General features: G+C 67.2%; 15 protein-coding genes. 14 read left to right on the forward strand and 1 reads right to left on the reverse strand.

Translation table 11 applies throughout. From position 1 onward, the window contains the following. The first annotated feature begins 116 nt into the window (after positions 1–116). The 8 genes from mreC to VG543_RS12515 all read left to right on the forward strand — a co-directional run bounded on the left by mreC (position 117) and on the right by VG543_RS12515 (position 10844). Positions 117–1214, forward strand: a complete 1098-nt coding sequence (gene mreC, locus VG543_RS12480) for a rod shape-determining protein MreC (protein ID WP_049481455.1) — start codon at positions 117–119, stop codon at positions 1212–1214. Beyond that, entirely contained in the window at positions 1211–1696 is a 486-nt protein-coding gene (gene mreD, locus VG543_RS12485) for a rod shape-determining protein MreD (protein WP_019660684.1), read from the forward strand. The genes mreC and mreD overlap by 4 nt, the downstream gene beginning before the upstream one ends. A 3-nt stretch (positions 1697–1699) precedes the next feature. Further along, the gene (mrdA, locus tag VG543_RS12490) at positions 1700–3772 is read left to right on the forward strand and encodes a penicillin-binding protein 2 (RefSeq protein ID WP_021204560.1); all 2073 of its coding nucleotides are present in this window, start codon (positions 1700–1702) and stop codon (positions 3770–3772) included. Continuing rightward, complete coding sequence (gene rodA, locus VG543_RS12495) at positions 3769–4881, forward strand: rod shape-determining protein RodA (RefSeq protein WP_019660682.1); 1113 nt, start codon at positions 3769–3771, stop codon at positions 4879–4881. The genes mrdA and rodA (VG543_RS12495) overlap by 4 nt, the downstream gene beginning before the upstream one ends. A gap of 148 nt (positions 4882–5029) precedes the next feature. Beyond that, the gene (gene rodA, locus VG543_RS12500; RefSeq protein ID WP_312542121.1) at positions 5030–6124 is read left to right on the forward strand and encodes a rod shape-determining protein RodA; all 1095 of its coding nucleotides are present in this window, start codon (positions 5030–5032) and stop codon (positions 6122–6124) included. 985 nt (positions 6125–7109) lie between these two features. Further along, positions 7110–8255, forward strand: coding sequence for a lytic murein transglycosylase B (mltB, locus tag VG543_RS12505; RefSeq protein ID WP_423178990.1), 1146 nt, complete (start codon positions 7110–7112; stop codon positions 8253–8255). Further along, complete coding sequence (locus tag VG543_RS12510) at positions 8252–9523, forward strand: septal ring lytic transglycosylase RlpA family protein (protein ID WP_019660679.1); 1272 nt, start codon at positions 8252–8254, stop codon at positions 9521–9523. Before mltB ends, VG543_RS12510 begins: the two co-directional genes overlap by 4 nt. A 100-nt stretch (positions 9524–9623) precedes the next feature. Continuing rightward, entirely contained in the window at positions 9624–10844 is a 1221-nt protein-coding gene (locus VG543_RS12515) for a D-alanyl-D-alanine carboxypeptidase family protein (RefSeq protein WP_171952619.1), read from the forward strand. A gap of 238 nt (positions 10845–11082) precedes the next feature. Here VG543_RS12515 and VG543_RS12520 read toward each other — a convergent pair whose 3' ends face one another. After that, complete coding sequence (locus VG543_RS12520) at positions 11083–12156, reverse strand: lipid A deacylase LpxR family protein (RefSeq protein WP_021203734.1); 1074 nt, start codon at positions 12154–12156, stop codon at positions 11083–11085. Positions 12157–12419: 263 nt separating this feature from the next. On the opposite strand from VG543_RS12520, the gene VG543_RS12525 reads away from it, so the two are divergent. The 6 genes from VG543_RS12525 to VG543_RS12550 all read left to right on the forward strand — a co-directional run bounded on the left by VG543_RS12525 (position 12420) and on the right by VG543_RS12550 (position 18891). Next, the gene (locus VG543_RS12525; RefSeq protein ID WP_005411067.1) at positions 12420–12698 is read left to right on the forward strand and encodes a YbeD family protein; all 279 of its coding nucleotides are present in this window, start codon (positions 12420–12422) and stop codon (positions 12696–12698) included. Further along, the gene (gene lipB, locus VG543_RS12530; RefSeq protein ID WP_019660675.1) at positions 12686–13396 is read left to right on the forward strand and encodes a lipoyl(octanoyl) transferase LipB; all 711 of its coding nucleotides are present in this window, start codon (positions 12686–12688) and stop codon (positions 13394–13396) included. The genes VG543_RS12525 and lipB overlap by 13 nt, the downstream gene beginning before the upstream one ends. Before the next feature lie 17 nt (positions 13397–13413). Further along, entirely contained in the window at positions 13414–14424 is a 1011-nt protein-coding gene (lipA, locus tag VG543_RS12535; protein WP_423178989.1) for a lipoyl synthase, read from the forward strand. 278 nt (positions 14425–14702) lie between these two features. Further along, a complete protein-coding gene (locus VG543_RS12540; RefSeq protein WP_019660673.1) occupies positions 14703–16880 on the forward strand; it encodes a carboxy terminal-processing peptidase in 2178 nt (725 codons plus the stop codon). A gap of 161 nt (positions 16881–17041) precedes the next feature. Then, positions 17042–17635: a DUF2242 domain-containing protein gene (locus tag VG543_RS12545; protein ID WP_019660672.1), complete on the forward strand. Its 594-nt coding sequence runs from the start codon at positions 17042–17044 to the stop codon at positions 17633–17635. Between the two features lie 17 nt (positions 17636–17652). Next, a complete protein-coding gene (locus tag VG543_RS12550; RefSeq protein WP_423178992.1) occupies positions 17653–18891 on the forward strand; it encodes a hypothetical protein in 1239 nt (412 codons plus the stop codon). Position 18892: the final 1 nt, after the last annotated feature.

Here is an 18892-nt window from a genome sequence, read left to right on the forward strand (position 1 = left end):
CCCGGCCGTTCCTGCCCGCCGCGCCCTTCCGGGGTGCGGCCCGCCGTGATGGCGGGCCGGCACCGGCGGGGCGCCCGCGTGTTTCCCTTCCGCCTTCTGCCAGTTGAATCGTTGCCGTGCCGCCCTACGCCGGTCCTCCCGTCGCCTCCCGATCCGGTGATGCCGCCAGCCCCCTGCGGTTGCTGGCCTATCTCGCGTTGGCCATCACGCTGATCGTGCTCGATGACCAGGCCGGCTGGCTGGCGCGCCTGCGCGAGCAGGCCAACAGCCTGGTGCAGCCGGTCTGGGCACTGGCCGGCCTGCCCGGCAAGCTCGGCAACCAGGTCAAGGATTCTGCCGCCAGCCACAGCCAGCTGGTCGCCGAGAACCGCGAACTGCGCAACCAGCTGCTGCTGGCCAACGCGCGCCTGACCCGCCTGCAGACCGCCGCACTGGACAATGCCCAGCTGCGCGAACTGCTGAACGTGGCCGAGCGCAGTGGCCTGGACGTGCAGCTGGCGCCGATCCTGGACATCGACCTGGACCCGGTCAAACAGCGCCTGGTACTCGATGCCGGCAGCCGCGAGGGCGTGCATGTCGGCCAGGCGGTGATCGACGCCGGCGGCCTGATGGGCCAGGTGATCAGCGTCACCGGCGGCACCTCTACCGTGCTGCTGCTGACCGACCCTGACCATGCCGTGCCGGTCACCGTGGCCCGCAACGGCGTTCGCCTGATCGTCTATGGCCGCGGCGACACGCTGGAACTGCGCGATATTCCGCTCAGCGCCGGGGTGGAAGTGGGCGATGAGATCGTCACCTCCGGTCTTGGCGGTCGTTTCCCGGCCGGCTTCCCGGTCGGCACCATCACCGGCCTGCGACCGGACGACACCCATGCGTTCCTGGTCGGCGAACTGAAGCCGGCGGCGCAGCTCGACCGCGGCCGCGACGTGCTGCTGCTGCGCCCGGGCGCGGCGATCCGCATTCCGCCGGAGCTGCGCCTGCAGCTGGAAGAAACCGCCCCGGGTGGCCCGGCCACCGGCGCCACCGTGCCCGTGGGAACCGCGCCAGCGGCAACGACGCCAGCTCCGGTCAGCGCCCCGGTAGTGCCGGCCGCTGGCCGGCAACAGCCCTCGTCGCAAACGAGGTCTGTTGCCCCCGCATCCTCCCCTGATCCTGCTGCCCCGGTAGTGCCGGCCGCTGGCCGGCAACCGACCACGCCGGAGGCGCAGCGATGAGCCGCCTGCGCGACAAGCCATGGGTGCTGCCGGCCAGCCTGGTGGTGGCGCTGCTGCTGGGCCTGCTGCCGTTGCCGGCGCTGCTGCAGCCGCTGCGCCCGTACTGGCTGGCGCTGGTGCTGGCGTACTGGGTCATCGAAGCGCCCGAGCGCGTCGGCCTGGGCATCGCCTTCGCCAGCGGCGTCATCGCCGACCTGCTGTACGGCGGTGTCCTCGGCGAGCAGGCACTGCGGCTGGTGATGCTGGCTTTCATCCTGCAGCGCTTCCGCGCGCGCATCCGCTTCTTCCCGATGTCGCAGCAGATGCTGGCCATCGGCGGCCTGCTGTTCAACGACCGCATCGTCAGCGCACTGGTGCACATCCTGGTGGGCGAACCGACCCTGCCGTGGTCGTACTGGTGGGCCCCGCTGCTGGGCATGGGCCTGTGGCCGCTGGTGTTCGTGCTGCTGGACGCGGTGCGCTTCGGCAAGCGCGGGCGCTGAGCCATGATTCCGCGCCGCCAGGTCAAGAATCCACACGCCGAAGCCGAGCAGTTCCGCCGTCGCGCGGCGCTCGGTTTCCTGGGCGTGCTGGTCTGCCTGCTGGGGCTGGGCGGCTGGTACTTCAAGCTGCAGGTGCTGGACCACGACGTCTATGCCACGCGCTCGGAAGCCAACCGCATCAAGCCGCGGCCGGTGGTGCCCGGGCGCGGCATGATCTACGACCGCAATGGCCGCCTGCTGGCCGAGAACGTGCCGGCGTTCCGCCTGGACGTGACCCCGGACAAGGTCAAGGACATGGACGCCACCCTGGAAGGGCTGGCGAAGATCATCAGCATCAGCCCGGAAGAGCTGGAAGCGTTCAACAAGTCGCGCAAGGCGCGCCGCAAGTTCCTGCCGGTCACGCTGAAGCTGCGCATGAGCGACGAGGAGATGGCGCGCTTTGCCGTCGACCGCTGGCGTTTCCCGGGGGTCGAGCTGGAACCCTACCTGACCCGGCGCTACCCGTATGGCGATCTGTTCGCGCACATCATCGGCTACGTCGGTCGCGTCGATGACAAGGATCTGGAAATCCTCGGCGAAGGTAATGCCGCGCTGACCCACATCGGCAAATCCGGCCTGGAGCGCTATTACGAGCAGCAGCTGCGTGGCCGGGTCGGCTATGAACAGGTCGAGACCAACGTGCAGGGCCGCGCGATCCGCACCATCGGCCGGGTGGCCGCGCAGTCCGGTGCGGACCTGCGGCTGTCGATCGACGCCGACCTGCAGCGCGCGATGGTGGCTGCCTTCGGCGACCAGGAAGGCTCGGCGGTGGCGATGGACCCGCGTACCGGCGAAGTGCTGGCGATGGTCAGCCTGCCGTCCTACGACCCCAACCTGTTCGTCAACGGCATTTCCCATGCCGACTTCAAGGCATTGAACGAAAACCCGTCGCGGCCGCAGTTCAACCGCCTGGTGCTCGGTGGCGTCGCCCCCGGTTCCACGCTGAAACCCCTGATCGGCCTGGCCGGCCTGGATTCGGGCGTGCGCCGCCCGGAAGACAAGGTGCTGTCCACCGGCATGTTCTACCTGCCCGGCACTTCACGTGGCTGGGGTGATGCGCATCGCGGCGGCCACGGCTGGACCGACCTGCGCAAGTCGATCGCCGAATCGGTCAATACCTATTACTACAAGCTGGCGCTGGACCTGGGCATCGAGCGCTTCGACCATTACATGGAGTACTACGGCTTCGGCCAGCCGACCGGCATCGACCTCACCGGCGAAATCGGCGGCATCCTGCCGTCGCCGGCCTACAAGCGGAAGACCCGCAAGGAAGCCTGGTTCCCGGGCGACACGGTCAACATCAGCATCGGCCAGGGCGACTGGAAGGTCACCCCGCTGCAGCTGGCGCGCGGCGTCAGCGCGCTGGCCGACGGCCAGCTGCGCACCCCGCACCTGGTGATCCAGCAGCGCGAAGGATTCGACAGCGACTGGACGGCAATGCCGGCCGGCGAAAGCAAGCCGATCAGCCCCAACCCCAACAACGTGCAGGCCGTGCGCGAGGGCATGATGGCGACCATGCGGCCCGGCGGCAGCGGCTGGCGCGTGGCGGTGGGTGCGCCGTACGTGATGGCCGGCAAGACCGGTACCGCACAGGTCATCAGCCGCAAGGGCACTGCTGCAGTGAACCCGAAGAGCCTGCCGATGCACCTGCGCCACCGCGCGCTGTTCGTTGGCTTCGCGCCGGTCGAAAACCCGGTGATCGCGATTGCGGTGGCGGTGGAAGGCGGTGGCTACGGTGGTTCAGCCGCGGCGCCGATCGCCCGCAAGGTGTTCGATGCCTACCTGCTGGGCAAGATGCCCGAAGGCATGCAGCCTCTGGACAGCGAGCGCGGCACCACTGCCATCGGCGCCACCGCGTTCGACAACGAAGACGCGAGCGCGCGCCAGGCCGGCGACCTTGCCGCTGCACAGGTGGGAGAACATCCGGTGCTGATCGGCGTGCCTGCACCGGCGCCTGCACCCGCGCCGCAGCCGGATGCGCAGGCCGCCGCGTTGCCGGCCACGCCACGGCCGACCCCTGCGGAGCCCGCACGATGAGAGTGTTCCTGCGTTGGGCCGGCGACATGCTGCGCCGCTTCTTCAGTACGCTGGACTGGGTGCTGTGCCTGGCCCTCGGCGCGCTGATGGTGATCGGCCTGGCGACCCTGAAGAGTGCCGGAGGCGACAGCCTGGTGATGGCCCAGGGCGCGCGCTTCGCGGTGGGCATGGCGGCGCTGTGGGGCATCTCGCGCGTGCCTATCCTGCGCATCCGCTCGGCCACGCCGATGATCTATGCGATCTCGATGATTCCGTTGCTGGCGGTGTTCGTGCTCGGCACCGGCAAGTACGGCCGGCAGTGGCTGGACCTGAAGTTCTTCTACCTGCAGCCGGCCGAGCTGCTGAAGGTGAGCCTGCCGATGATGGTGGCCTGGTACCTGCACAGGATGCCGCTGCCACCGCGCTTCAATACCGTGCTCGTGGCCTTGGTCATCATCGGCGTACCGACCGGCCTGGTGATGCTGCAGCCGGACTTCGGCACCGGTGTGCTGATCGCCGCCAGTGGCGTGTTCGTGCTGCTGCTGGCAGGCCTGCCGTGGTGGTGGGTCGGGCTGGGCGTAGGCGGCGTGGCCGCGGTCGCGCCGGTGGCCTGGTTCTGGCTGCTGCGGCCGTACCAGAAGGACCGCATCATGATGTTCCTGGACCCGGAAATGGACGCGCTTGGCGCCGGCTGGAACATCATCCAGTCGAAGATCGCGATCGGTTCCGGGGGCTTCGATGGCAAGGGCTGGGGCGAGGGCTCGCAGTCGCACCTGAACTTCATTCCCGAGCAGACCACCGACTTCGCGTTCTCGGTGCTGAGCGAGGAATTCGGCTGGATCGGCGTGGCCACCGTGCTGGCGCTGTACCTGCTGGTGATCGGGCGTTGCCTGTGGATTGCCAGCCAATCGCGCGATTCCTATTCGCGCCTGCTTGCCGGGGCCACCGGACTGGCGTTCTTCGTCTACGTACTGGTCAACGGCGGGATGATTTCCGGCCTGCTGCCGGTGGTGGGCGTGCCTATGCCGCTGATCAGTTACGGCGGTACCTCGGCGGTGTCACTGCTGGCCGGCTTCGGCCTGGTGATGGCGGTGCGCAGCCACAACCCGGTGCACGGCGGCTACGGCTAGCCGCCGCGCTTCCTGCTCCTGATTCTTGTAGAGCCGAGCCATGCTCGGCTGCTTCTGCTGTATGAAAGGTAGTCGAGCATGGCTCGACTCTACAAATGCGGCGCCGCGCTGACAGCTTCACGCAAGCACGCATTGCTACCGTGGCCGTGTGGAATGGAAACGACTGCTTGGCGGCTGCCGTGAGGCGGTGCGCACGATCGATCTGCCGTTGCTGGTTGCGTTGTTGATCCTGATGGGCGTCGGCCTGGCGGTGCTGCACAGCGTGTCCGGCCCCGTGGCCGGGCAGGCGGCGCGCTTTGCCGGTGGCCTGGTGGCGATGTGGCTGCTGTCGCGTGTTTCGCTGCTGCGCCTGCGGGCGTGGACACCAGCGTTGTATGCGTTGTCGATGCTGCCGCTGATGGCGGTCTACGTGGTCGGCACCGGCAAATACGGGCAGCGCTGGCTCAACCTCGGCGTGTTCTACCTGCAACCGTCCGAACTGCTCAAGCTCAGCCTGCCGCTGATGATGGCCTGGTACCTGCATCGCCAACCGCTGCCGCCGTCGCCACGCACGGTACTGACGGCTGCGGTGCTGATCGGCATGCCTGCAGTACTGATCCTGATGCAGCCCAACCTCGGTACCGCAACGCTGGTCACCGCCAGCGGCGTGTTCGCCTTGTTGCTGGCGGGCCTGCACTGGGGATGGGTGGCGACCGGGGCAACAGGGCTTGCGGTGGCCGCACCCCTGGCATGGTTCGGTCTGTTGCGTCAGTACCAGAAGGATCGCGTGCTGACCTTCCTCGATCCGGCGGCAGACCCGCTCGGCACCGGCTGGAACATCCTGCAGTCACGCATCGCGATTGGTTCCGGTGGCTGGCAGGGTCGTGGCTGGGGGCAGGGCACCCAGGCCACGCTGGATTTCCTGCCCGAATACACCACCGACTTCGCGTTTTCGGTACTGGCCGAAGAGTTCGGCTGGATCGGCGTGGCGACGCTGTTCGCGCTGTACCTGTTCGTGGTCGGCCGCTGCCTGTGGATCGCGGTGCACGCCCGCGATACGCACGCACGGTTGCTGGCCGGCAGCCTGGGCTTGGCGTTCTTCGTGTACGTACTGGTGAACGGCGGGATGATTTCCGGCCTGCTGCCGGTGGTGGGCATTCCGATGCCGTTGATCAGTTATGGCGGTACCTCGGCGGTGTCGCTGCTGGCGGGTATCGGGCTGGTGATGGCGGTGCGCGGGCACCGACCCGTGCACGGGGGATAGGGTTTCCAGCCAACGGCGCAGCCCCTCGTGGATGACCGCGCAAAGCAGTTCATGGGTGGGGCCGGGTAGATGGGCCGCGCAGGGGACGCTGCAAGTACATCCATGTAAGCTCGGTCGCCGCATCCATGCGGCTCACGCCCCTGCGCAGCCCATCTACCCGGCCACGGACAGGTTCCGTGCGCGTCTCCCCCGGAGAAGAAAAAGAAGATCAAAAGCAAAGGCGGCCTGGCGGGTCGCTTCATTGCCTTGTGTAGAGCCGATCCATGCTCGGGTCACGAGCAAGCGCAGCGTCGCGATCTTTTGATCTTCTTTTTCTTCTCCGTGGGTGGCAGACCTCCGAAATCTGTCAGAGGCCGGTCGGGTTGGGTACGCGGGGGTGTCAGCCGCATGGAAGCGGCTGCCAAGCCTCCAGGGAGGGATTCACGGCGTCCCCCGCGCACCCAACCCGACCGGCCCACCCGCGGCTTCTCCTTTCCGCGACCACCCAGACACCGCCCACGAGGGGCTGCGCCGATGGCTGGAAACTTCCTGACTCTGCGCAACGCCGGTTATGGAAGCGTTCTCACAACGCTGCACGACAGCACACCCGCTGACCAAAGTCCGCAAAAAACGTTAGCTGGTTCACACTTTTACGCCGCGTTGATCTTGATCAATGGACTTGTCGTAATCGGCCTGCACAATGGCGGCCCGTTCGGCACGGCGCGCCGTCAATCGTTGCAGCGCGAGGGGGCGTCGGGCGGGAGCAGTACTGATCCAACCGATACAGGGAGCGCGGGGCACTGCCACTGGGGAGCGGCAGCCGCGCAGGTATCGACCGGATCCGGTCGCCGGTTGCGTCTGCGGGGATGGGGACGCAACCGGCCACCTCTATCTGAATGGGGAAGCCCGATCACGACGTCTTCACATTTCCCGCTGAACGGGGCAAATCGTTGTGATTCATGGTGTTAGGGGTTTTAATTCATCCATGACCTGCTAACCTGCGACGATGATTCGACGCACTCTGGCCTGCATGCTCACCCTCGGCCTGGTCGCCTGCGCGACCCAGCCGAAGTCTCCACCGTCTTCACCGCAGGCCAGCAGCACGCCGCGCCAGCCGTCCGCCAAGGCCCATGGTCCGGCCGAGGCCGCGCCTGAAGCCGCTGCCGCCACCGCACCGCCGGTCGATCTCACCCCGGTGCCGTTCGAGGTTGCACGGGCCCGCTTCATTGCCGATACCGCCAAGCGCTATGGCTTGAAGCCGGAGCAGATCAGCAGCGTGCTCGACCAGGCGCAGGTGCGCCAGCCGATCATCGCCGCCATGTCGCGTCCGGCCGAACGGGTCAAACCGTGGAACGAATACCGGCCGATGTTCATCAGCAAGGCACGCATCGATGGCGGCCGCGCGTTCCTGGCCCAGCATCGTGCCGAACTGGATCGCGTGCAGCAGCGCACCGGCGTGCCGGCCGAGGTGATCGTGGCGATCATCGGCGTGGAGACCAGTTACGGGAAAAATGCCGGCAACCACCGCGTGCTCGATGCGCTGTACACGCTGGCGTTCTACTACCCGCGCAGTGGCGACCCGGCCAAGCTGGAACGCGAAGTGCGCCGCGAGCTGTTCTTCCGCGATGAGCTGGCCAAGCTGTTCGAGCTGGGCCGTGAGGAAAAGCTGGACATCACCACGCTCAAGGGCAGCTATGCCGGTGCGATGGGCATGGGCCAGTTCATGCCGTCCAGCTATCTCGATTACGCCGTGGACGGTAATGGCGATGGCCGTCGCGACCTGTTCACCAGCTACGACGATGTGTTCTCGTCCATCGCCAATTATTTCGTGAAGAAGGGCGGCTGGGTCCGTGGTGGCCAGGTGGCCGTACCGGCCACGCTGGCGCCGGGTCGCGAGGAGTTCAACCCGACCGAATGGATGCCGACCTGGTCGCTGGCCGACCTGGCCCAGCGCGGCTACCAGCCCAGCGCTGCGGTGCAGCCGGGCGCCACCGCAACGCCGATCACGCTTGAGGGCAGCACCGGCAAGCAGTACTGGCTGGGCTTCCAGAACTACTACGCGATCACCCGCTACAACCTCTCGAAGATGTACGCGATGGCCGTGTTCCAGTTGTCGCAGGCCATCGCCGGACAGGAGCTGCCCCCGGCATGAACATCAGATGGCTGGTCCCGAGCTTGATCGTCCTCGCGCTGGCTGCCTGCAGCAGTGCGCCGAAGAAGCCGGCCACGGCCGGCCACGGTGGCAAGCCCAGCGGCACGGTGGTGCAGGGTCGGGGCTCGCGCCCGGCGCATTGCCCGGAAGGCTCGCCCTATGCCGCGGCCAAGGAAGACCCGAACACGCGCGGCAACTACACCGCCGGGGGGCTGTACAAGCCAGGCGTGCGCGACAGCACCCCGGACTACATTCCCAACGTCGCCTGCATTCCCGAGCCGGAAGTGACCGCCGAAGAGCGTTCGGCCATCGGCAACAAGTCGCCGTACGTGGTGCTGGGCAAGTCGTACAAGGTGCTCGACGACACCCGCAACTATGTCGAGCGCGGTACCGCGTCGTACTACGGCGCCAAGTTCCACGGCCGCCTGACCTCCAACCGCGAGGTCTACGACATGTACCAGTTCACCGCCGCGCACAAGACGCTGCCGCTGCCCAGCTTCGCCCGTGTGACCAACCTGGACAACGGCGAGTCGGTGATCGTGCGCGTCAACGACCGTGGCCCGTTCCATGATGGCCGTGTGGTCGACCTCAGTTATGCCGCCGCAGTGCGGCTGGGCATCACCCAGCGCGGTACCGGCAATGTGGAGGTGCGCGCGTTGCAGCCGGGCGAGGGCAACCTGCTGGCGCAGAAGCCGTCGCGCCGCGAGCGCCGTGCCGCCGAAACGGCTGTCGCGGCGGCCAGTACGCGCCCGGTAACGGCTGCGCGTGCCACCGCCGACAGCGACATCGATCGCCTGGTCAAGCGCCTTCCGGCCGACGCCACGCCTGCGCGTGGCCAGCCGGCCACCACACAGGGCGTGGCCAGCGCGGTGCCGGACGTGGCGGTCAGCAGCCTGCCGCCGAGCGCACCGCCGGTGCGCAGCCCCACAATGGCGCCGGTTGCAGTCGCCAGCGCCGCGCCGCGCACGGTCGCGCCGGCCGCAGTGCGTACGGTGCCCGCCACCGCAGCGGCCCCCAGCCTGTCGCAGCAGGTGGTCGGCGCGGTGATGGTGCAGGTCGCCAGCTTCTCCAGCCGCGACAATGCCAACCGCGCGATGGGCCAGCTCAACGCGGCCGGCATTGTCGGCGCGACCATCAGCGACATCGCCGCCGGTGGCCGCACCCTGTTCCGGCTGCGCGTTCCCGCCAGCGACCATGCCAGTGCCGCGGAACTTGTCGGCCGCATCGCCGGTCTGGGCCTGGGTTCGCCGCAGATCGTCAAGGATTGACCCGCCTGGGCTGGTGCTGCCGGCCCAGGCTCGCCCGGCCTTACAATGGCCGCTTCGTTCCACCCTCCATTCCCGGCCGTCCCCTGGAGCCTGCTGTCCAATGAATTTCCGTTCCGCCGCCACCGCCCTGGCCGCCACCCTGGTGGTGGGCCTGGCTTCCGCCCAGACGCCGCTGCCGACCCCGGCCACGCCTGCGCCTGCCGCCGCCGCTGCCGCCCCGGCCACCGTTGCCACCCCCCCGGCGCCGGTGCCGAGCGTATCCAAGGCCTGGGTGCTGATGGACTACGCCACCGGCCAGGTGCTGGCTGGCGAAAACATCCACGAGCAGCTGGCCCCGGCCAGCATCACCAAGGTGATGACGTCCTACGTGGTTGCCGCCGAGGTCAAGAACGGCAAGGTCCGTGCGGATGACCAGGTGATGATGAGCGAGCGCGCATGGCGCGAAGGCGGCGCCGGCACCGATGGCAGCTACAGCGGCTTCCCGGTCAACCAGACCGCACGCCTGGAAGACATGGAAAAGGGCATGGCGATCCAGTCCGGCAATGACGCCGCGATCGCCCTGGCCGAGCATGTGGCCGGCAGCGAAGAAGCCTTCGCGTCGCTGATGAACAGCTACGCCGCCAAGATCGGCATGAAGAACTCGCACTTCGTCAACGCCCACGGCCTGACCGCCGAAGGCCACCACAGCACCGCCTATGACCTGGCACTGCTGGGCCGCGCGATGGTGCGTGATTACCCGGAAACCTACGCGTACAACAAGATCAAGGAATTCCAGGTCGGCAACATCAAGCAGCCGAACCGCAACCTGCTGCTGTGGCGAGATGGCAGCGTCGACGGCATCAAGACCGGCCACACCTCCGAAGCCGGTTACTGCCTGATGAGTTCGGCGCAGCGCGGCGACCAGCGCCTGATCGCCGTGGTATTGGGTGGTGCGTCGGAAAAGCAGCGCGCTGATGACAGCCTGGCCCTGCTGAACTGGGGTTTCCGCTTCTTCGAGACCCACCGCCTGTACGAGCCGGGCAAGCCCGTGGCCGAGCACAAGGTCTGGAAGGGCACCGCCGACAAGGTGCAGCTGGGCGTGGCGCAGCCGATGCTGGTCAGCGTGCCGCGCGGCCGCTACAACGACCTGAAGCCGAGCATCGACGTGCCCAAGACCCTGGAGGCACCGTTCACTGCCGGCCAGCAGATCGGCACCGTGAAGGTCACGCTGGACGGCAAGGTCGTCGCCGAAGCGCCGCTGGTCGCCGTGGCTGCCGTCGAACAGGCCGGCTTCTTCAAGCGCCTGTGGGACAGCTTCTGGATGTGGTGGGAATCGGAATGATCCACGCCCCGGCGTGGTGAATGAAAAGGCCGGCGTATGCCGGCCTTTTCGTTTCGGGATGTCGGATGCGGATGGGGGGAGTGCCGGCCGCTGGCCGGCTCCCCATGAATCCATCCGGAAATGCGAGAGCCGGCCAGCGGCCGGCACTACCGGCAGCGCCTCACTTGCAGCGAGCGATGCAGTAACCGGTGTGCCGACCAACGGTCGGCACCTACCCGCTTCACCCTCAGCCCCTCGCCTACAGCGAGCGGCTGATGGTGAAGCTGCCGAACACCGGCGATTGGCGCTGGCCGTTGAACTCTCGCGTGCTGTGGTAGCGCGCGGCAGCGAACTTCCAGCGGCCGTACATCACCGCCACGCCGTACCCGCCGTAGGCCACCACATGGCGCTTGTCCACGCTGTGGCTGTTGCGGAAGGTGTTGCCATCCAGCGTGATGTCGCGGATCACCCAGGCAGCGTCGGAGGTCGCGAACAGGTGCCAGGACCACCCGCTTGGGCGGCCGCCGCGGGTCGGCGCCGTGTTCTCACCTGCCGGGCGCAACGGCGTGCTGCCGAAGTCATCCGGCAGCTTCCAGCCGAAGCGCACTTCACCGCCCAAATTGGCCTTGGTTTCCAGATTGCCGATCGACCCGCCGTAGTGGCTGATCGCGTCCCAACCCCAACCGTCGGCATTGACGCTGGCATCGCCCGGCCAGCGGCGCATGCGCTCATGGGTCAGCATGAACAGTGGTTCGTTGTGCAGCTGGTTGTCCCAACCCTTGAATTTCTCGTCGCCCAACACTTCATGCACGGCATTCTGCACCTGCTTGCCCTGCGCCCACGGGCCGACCACGCCCAGTGTCAGCTGGGTGGTCTGCAGGCGGTCGCCGCTGCGCGCATTGAAACCGAAGTTTGCGATCAGCACGCCGGCGTAAGGGCGGTCGTCCTCGATCAGGTCCCTGCGGCTGAAATCGGTTGGGGTGAAAATCCCCTGGCCGATGCTGAAGATCATGTTCTGCTGTTCGAACCTGCCCGGATGCAGCCCTTCCAGGTACCGGTTCACCCAGCGCGCCATGCGCGGCAGGCAGGGGTCGTCGGTGTAATCGACCAGATTGGGGGAGACCAGGGTCAACAGCGCACCGTTGGTATAGCCCTGATCCTGGTGGCGGCCGCCGAACAGGTCGTTGTCGACGCGGAAATTGACCTGCGGCGGATGGTCGCGCATCGCGTCCGGGCCACATTGTTCGGCCGCCTGGGCGGCAAGCGGGAGGGCAGCAGCCAGCAGGCCGTACAGGCCGAGGGCCGCAAGGCGGCGGTGGGAAGGGGGACTCATTGGGAGGGCTTTGTTCTGTCTGTCGTTATATGCCGCGACACGGTACTCGCGGGGACGTGACGGAACGAGCGCGTTCGAATCACTTGTCTGTTCCGAAAACGACATTGTCTCGTGAGGACAATCCTGAACCCCCCTGTAGTGGGCTTCGGGGCATTGACCAATGCTGAACGTCTGTTCAGCTGCAACGCAGCGACTCACCAGTGCGCCGTTTGACGTTGATGAATACTCTTGGGTTTGTTGCCCTGCGGCCCGATAATGGCTCCATGGAAATCAAGTCCGACAACCCCGACCACGGCTTCCAGTTCCCCGGCCAGTTCGAGCTCAGCGCCATGGGCCCGGCCAACCGCGGCCTGGAACATGAGCTCCCCCGCCTGCTGCTGGCTGCCGGCATCGATGTGGTCAACGAACGCATCAGCTGGAAGCACTCCTCCAACGGCAAGTACGTCTCCGTCCGCATCGTGTTCAAGGCCGAAAGCCGCGAGCAGTACGACCTGGCGCACCAGGCGCTGCGCGACCACCCGGAAGTGAAGTGGACGCTGTAGCCGACAGCTGCCCGGCCGAAGCCGCCCCGGAACACCGCGCGCCGCGTCCGGCGGTGGTCCGTGACCTCGGCCGCCAGGCCTACGAGCCGGTATGGCGCGCCATGCAGCGCTTCACCGACCAGCGCAGCGACAACGATGCCGACGAGCTGTGGGTGGTCGAGCACGACCCGGTGTTCACCCTGGGCCAGGCCGGCAAGGACGAGCACGTGCTGGCACCGGGTGAGATCCCGGTGCTGCACGTGGACCGAGGTGGCCAGGTGACCTACCACGGTCCCGGCCAGATCGTGGTCTATCCGCTGCTGCGCCTGCCGCGGCTGGGGATCGGGGTCCGCGACTACGTGTGCCGCATCGAGCAGGCCCTCATCGATACGCTGGCCGAGTGGAACATCGGTGCCGAACGCCGCGAGGGCGCCCCGGGCGTCTACGTCGGTGGTGCCAAGATCGCTGCGCTCGGCATCCGTGTGCGGCGCGGCTGCACCTTCCACGGGCTGGCCTTCAACGTGGCCATGGACCTGGAACCCTTCCACCGCATCAATCCCTGTGGCTATCAGGGGTTGCAGGTGACCTCGGTAGTAGACTTGGGCGGGCCCTCCGGCATGGAGGCCGTCAAGCCGGTACTGCTGGAGCACCTGGCCCGCCAGTTCGGCCTGCTGCTCCAGCCCACGCACGAACTGCCCGATCTTTCTGCGGCCGCCTGACCGCTCCCGGAACTGCCATGACTGAAACCACCGCCCGTTCCATTCCCCTGCAGATCGTGCAGGGCGACTCCCCATCCGCCGCGCCGTTGCAGGCCGGGGTCAAGCAGCTGGGCGGTGACAAGATCAACCGCTCGCCGGTGCAGTTCGCCGACGCGCCGGTGCTGCGCAAGCCGTCATGGATCCGCGTGCGCATTCCCTCGGGAAATGCCGTGCAGAACCTGAAGGCCAAGCTGCGCGAAAACCGCCTGGTGACCGTATGCGAGGAAGCCAGCTGCCCGAACATCCACGAATGCTTCGGCCATGGCACCGCCACCTTCATGATCCTCGGCGAGGTCTGCACCCGCCGCTGCTCGTTCTGCGACGTGGCCCATGGCCGCCCGAAGCCGCCGGATGCCAACGAACCGGCCAGCCTCGGCCAGACCGTGGCCGACATGGGCCTGAAGTACGTGGTGGTGACCAGCGTCGACCGCGATGACCTGCGTGACGGCGGTGCCCAGCACTTCGTCGACTGCATCACCGCCATCCGCGAAAAGTCGCCGGGTACCCGCATCGAAGTGCTGACGCCGGACTTCCGTGGCAAGGGCCGCATGGAGCGCGCGCTGGAGATCCTGGCGCAGAACCCGCCGGATGTGTTCAACCACAACATCGAAACCGTACCGGACCTGTACCGCAATGTGCGCCCGGGTGCGGACTACCAGTGGTCGCTGAACCTGCTGAAGAACTTCAAGGCGCAGCACCCGGGCGTGCCGACCAAGAGCGGCATCATGCTGGGCCTGGGCGAAGACTTCGAACAGATCAAGGCCACCATGCGCGACCTGCGCGCGCACGATGTGGACATGATCACCATCGGCCAGTACCTGCAGCCGACCGCGCATCACCACCCGGTACTGAAGTACTGGACTCCCGAGGACTACAAGGCGCTGGAGGACTACGGCTACGAGCTGGGATTCAGCCACGTGGCCTCCGGCCCGATGGTGCGCTCGTCGTACCACGCCGACGTCCAGGCCAAGGGCGCAGGGGTTTCCTGACACCCTCCCGGTGGGTGGGAGCTGCTTCTCCTGTGGGTGCGGACCGTTGGTCCGCACACCTCTGCCTGCCGTAGAGCCGAGCCCATGCTCGGCTGCTTGCTGCCGGCCAGCCGAGCATGGGCTCGGCTCTACATGCATTCACAATTTGCTACACCGGCCCGGCTAGGCTGGTTTTCCACCGAGCGCGGCCGGGTGACAAACTCGGCAACTTTCGGCACTGTCGTGGTGTCTTAACACCCCGCAGTCTCCCCCTTGGCAAGGCGCCTTCGAGCACGTCAATGAAATTCAAAGCCCCCGCATTCCTGATGGCCCTGGCGCTGGTGGCGCCGCTGGCGCTGGCGGCCAAGGCCGACTCGCCGGCATTGCCCGCTGCGGTAACCGCCGATCAGGTGACCACCTCCAAGCTGGTGTACGGCCTGCTGTCCGACAGCCGTTATGCCTACCGCCCGCGCGCGCTGGACGAGGCCACGTCCAAGGACGTGTTCAAGCGCTACCTGGAGACGCTTGACGGCGGCAAGCAGTACTTCACCCAGGCCGACGTGGCGCGCTTTGCGCCGTTCGAAGCCAACATTTCCTCGGCCATTCGCGGCGGCGAGCTGGAGCCGGCATTCCAGGTCTTTGCGGTCTACAAGCAGCGCGTCGGCGAACGCGTGGCCTACGCGCGCAAGCTGCTCAAGCAGGAACCGGACTTCACCACCGACGAGCGCTTCGAGTACGACCGCAAGAAGGTGCCGTGGGCCGCCAGCAGCGCCGAGCTGGATGAGCTGTGGCGCAAGTCGGTGAAGAATGACTGGCTGCGTCTTAAGCTGGCCGGCAAGAAGCCCGATGACATCCGCAAGACGCTGGACAAGCGCTATGCCACGCTTGAAAAGTCGGTCAACGAGCTGAAGGGCGAGGATGTCTTCCAGTTCTTCATGAACGCCTACACCAGCGCTGTCGATCCGCACACCGACTACTTCACCCCGCGCACCGCCGAGAACTTCAACCAGGCGATGTCGCTTTCGCTGGAAGGCATCGGTGCGCAGCTGCAGCGGCAGGACGACATGGTGGTGATCCGCGAGATCATTGCCGGTGGCCCGGCTGCAGTGGATGGCACGCTGAAGCCGGGTGACCGCATCGTCGGCGTCGGCCAGGGCAAGTCCGGCCTGGTCGAGGACGTGATCGGCTGGCGCATCGACGACGTCGTGGCCAAGATCCGCGGTGCCAAGGATACCCAGGTGAAGCTGGAATTCATTCCGGCCGCCGAGGGTGCCGACGGCAAGCACCACACCCTGGTGCTGACCCGCCAGAAGGTGCGCCTGGCCGAACAGGCCGCGAAGGGAGAGACCATGACCATCCCGGCCGCCAATGGCGAGCCGGCACGCAGGATCGGCGTGATCAAGCTGCCGACCTTCTACCAGGACTTCGAAGGCCGTCGCCGCAATGCGGCCGACTACGCCTCGGCCACCCGCGACGTGGCCAAGCTGCTGGCCGGCTTCAAGAACGACAAGCTGGACGGCGTGGTGCTGGACCTGCGCAACAACGGCGGCGGTTCGCTGGATGAAGCCATCGAACTGACCGGCCTGTTCATCGAGCAGGGCCCGGTGGTGCAGGTGCGCGAGTCTGGTGGCCGCGTCACCGTCAACAGCGACCGCAACCAGGGCGTGGCGTGGGATGGCCCGCTGGCGGTGCTGATCAACCGCGGTTCGGCCTCGGCCTCGGAAATTTTTGCTGGTGCCATCCAGGACTACGGTCGTGGCCTGGTGATCGGTGAAACCAGCTTCGGCAAGGGCACCGTTCAGAACATCGTCGACCTCGACCGTTGGCCGAGCGGCGAGACCCAGCGCTTTGGCCAGGTCAAGCTGACCATCGCCCAGTTCTTCCGCATCAGCGGCAGCAGCACCCAGCACAAGGGCGTGGTGCCCGACCTGGCCTTCCCGGCCAGTGTCGACGCCACCGAGTTCGGCGAGAGCACCTACGACAACGCCCTGCCGTGGACCCGCATCGCCGCCGTGCCGCACACCCAATACGGCAACTTCGCGCCGCTGCTGCCGAAGCTGGAAACCCGCCACGACGCACGCATCGCCACCGACAAGGAGTTCCAGTGGTGGAACGAGGACGTGGAACAGTTCCGCACCGAGGCGGCCAAGAAGTACATCTCGCTCAACGAGGCCACGCGCCGCGCCGAGCGTGAGCGCCAGGATGCCCAGCGCAAGGAACGCCAGCTGCAGCGCAAGGAGCTGGGCCTGGCCCTGGACCCGCTGGCCGATGACAGCAGCGATGACGGCCTGACGGGCAACGAGCGCGACATCGTCAAGGACGCCGCGCGCGAGAAGGCGGCCGAGAAGCGCCCGGACCCGCTGCTGCGCGAGTCGGCGTCCATCCTGGCCGATGCGGTGAACCTGCTGGCCAACGACCGCCCGCTGTCGGCACAGGTGCTGCCGCAGTCGACCGGCGCCGGTCGCTGGGCGGACTGAGCCGGACACGGTATGTGATACCCGAGGGCCGGCATTGCCGGCCTTCTGCTTTTTTCGTGCATGAACCGGCTGCAAACGGGGCCGCCTGACGCGGGTGCTTTCGACCTGCCGCACACAGCAACGGGGCTACCCTTGCCGGTACCGTCCTCGCAGGAGCACCCATGCGGTCCTCCCTCGTTTCCAGTGCTGTTGTGGCGCTTGGCAGCGCCCTGATCCTGTCGGCCTGTGGTGGCCGTGCCGCCGACAGCACGCTGCTGCGCGAATCCTTCGATTCCGGCGACACGTTCTCGCGTACCGTCGATGGCCGCCCCGGCGATGCCTGTGAAGCGGCGCGGCGCACCCTGCTCAGCCAGGGGTACGCCATCGCCCGTGCCGATGACGCACAGGTGGAAGGCAACAAGAACTTCCAGCCGCGCGAAGACGACCATGAGCAGCTGGTGCTGCGCATCTCCTGTGCGCCCCGGGGCGATCAGGCGTTGGTGTTCGTAAGCGCCGTGCAGGACCGTTATGCGTTGAAGAAGAGCCCGACGTCCGCCAGTGTCGGCGTCGGTGCACTGGGCTCGGTATCACTGCCGTTCGGCAGCAATGACGATTCGCTGGTGAAAGTGGCGAGCAGCACGGTTACCGACGCCGATTTCTATCGCCGTTTCTTCCAGCGCCTGCAGCAGTACCTGCCACAGGCTGCGGGCACGCCACCGCCGCCACCACCCGCAGCAGTTCCTGAGCCCGCGCCGGTCCGCACGGACCAAGGGTGAACGTGCACGGCTGGCTGATGGGCGCGGCCCTGTTGCTCGCGCCTGTGATGGGCGTGGCGGCCACAGCCGGCGACTGCGCCCAGGGGCTGCTGCTGCGGCTGGGCTGGCGCTTCGACGAGGCCGCGCTGAAGGAGCCGCAGGTGCATGGTGGCGCGGTGTGCACCCGTGCGTCGCTGGCCGAGGCGCAGGCAGCAGGCGATCTGCACGTGCGCTGGCCGGCGCACATGTCCGCTGCTGCACGCCAGGCGCTGCTGCAGCAGTTGCTGGACGATCCGGCCACGATCTGCGCCTATGCGTTCCAGCTGGGGGCGGCCACGCAACGCGCCGCCTCGGCCTTGCAGGCCAACACCCGCTTCCGCTTCTCCGGCCTGCAGATGGGCTGGATCGGTTTCGGCCTGCAGGGCCCGCGCGCTCAAGGCTGGCAGCGTACGCACAGTCTTGGCCGCGGTTTCGTTCCCAGCGCGGGCAACAGCAAGGCGCTGCAGGCGTTCTACAACGGTGCCGTGTGTGCCGAATGCGGTGTCGGCCGCCAGGTCGCGCAGCTGGCCACCCAGCGCGAGCTGTATGGCGATGCTGCCTTCGATACCGAGTTCTCTGCGGATGAGCTGTCGATCGGCACCTTTCTCGCCCTGCATGGGACCGACAGCATCCTGCTTGGCGCGCATGCCGGCGATTTCTTCGCCGATGGCAAGGCAGTGCGTACCTCGGCGATGGGGCGCCAGGCGTTCGTCGGTGTGCCTGGTTTCATCGAGCATGCATACGACAAGGCCACGCTGGACGACCTGAGCAACCAGGCCGAGAACTTCGTGGTGGTCGAGGTGGGCGAGGACGCTGCGCGGGCGCTGGCCACGCATGGCGGCCTCGCCTGGTACGACCAGCGCAACGTCGAACTATGGAAACTCGCGCAGGACATCCCGCGCACCGGCCAGCGCTACTTCGAACGCCTGCTGTTCGAGCGCGACCCTGAGGTGCGCGCGGCGCTTGCGCCGCGCTACCACGCCACGCTGGCACGCATGGACCGCCTGCTGGACGATCCGTTCTACCAGCAGTTCGTGATCTATGTGCATCCGCGCGGTATACGTCCCATCGGCTACCACATCGCCCGCCTGCTTGACCGCAACCCGCGAACCCCCTTTTCGATCGACCTGGCGGTGCACAATCTGCATACCACGCTCTACCGGCGTTGGCGCGAGGCGCAGCTGCGCCACTGCGCGGCTACCGGCAGGCCAGGCAGCCTGACCCTAGACCCCAACTGAA

This window comes from Stenotrophomonas sp. CASM101 (genome assembly GCF_049384845.1).
Lineage (GTDB): Bacteria > Pseudomonadota > Gammaproteobacteria > Xanthomonadales > Xanthomonadaceae > Stenotrophomonas > Stenotrophomonas hibiscicola.

Coding starts and splice junctions, on each gene's coding strand:
- rodA (WP_019660682.1), top strand. CDS start 3,769: ATGAGAGTGTTCCTGCGTTGGGCCGGCGACATGCTGCGCCGCTTCTTC.
- mrdA (WP_021204560.1), top strand. CDS start 1,700: ATGATTCCGCGCCGCCAGGTCAAGAATCCACACGCCGAAGCCGAGCAG.
- mltB (WP_423178990.1), top strand. CDS start 7,110: ATGATTCGACGCACTCTGGCCTGCATGCTCACCCTCGGCCTGGTCGCC.
- VG543_RS12545 (WP_019660672.1), top strand. CDS start 17,042: ATGCGGTCCTCCCTCGTTTCCAGTGCTGTTGTGGCGCTTGGCAGCGCC.
- VG543_RS12525 (WP_005411067.1), top strand. CDS start 12,420: ATGGAAATCAAGTCCGACAACCCCGACCACGGCTTCCAGTTCCCCGGC.
- VG543_RS12540 (WP_019660673.1), top strand. CDS start 14,703: ATGAAATTCAAAGCCCCCGCATTCCTGATGGCCCTGGCGCTGGTGGCG.
- VG543_RS12550 (WP_423178992.1), top strand. CDS start 17,653: ATGGGCGCGGCCCTGTTGCTCGCGCCTGTGATGGGCGTGGCGGCCACA.
- VG543_RS12510 (WP_019660679.1), top strand. CDS start 8,252: ATGAACATCAGATGGCTGGTCCCGAGCTTGATCGTCCTCGCGCTGGCT.
- mreD (WP_019660684.1), top strand. CDS start 1,211: ATGAGCCGCCTGCGCGACAAGCCATGGGTGCTGCCGGCCAGCCTGGTG.
- VG543_RS12520 (WP_021203734.1), bottom strand. CDS start 12,156: ATGAGTCCCCCTTCCCACCGCCGCCTTGCGGCCCTCGGCCTGTACGGC.
- VG543_RS12515 (WP_171952619.1), top strand. CDS start 9,624: ATGAATTTCCGTTCCGCCGCCACCGCCCTGGCCGCCACCCTGGTGGTG.
- lipA (WP_423178989.1), top strand. CDS start 13,414: ATGACTGAAACCACCGCCCGTTCCATTCCCCTGCAGATCGTGCAGGGC.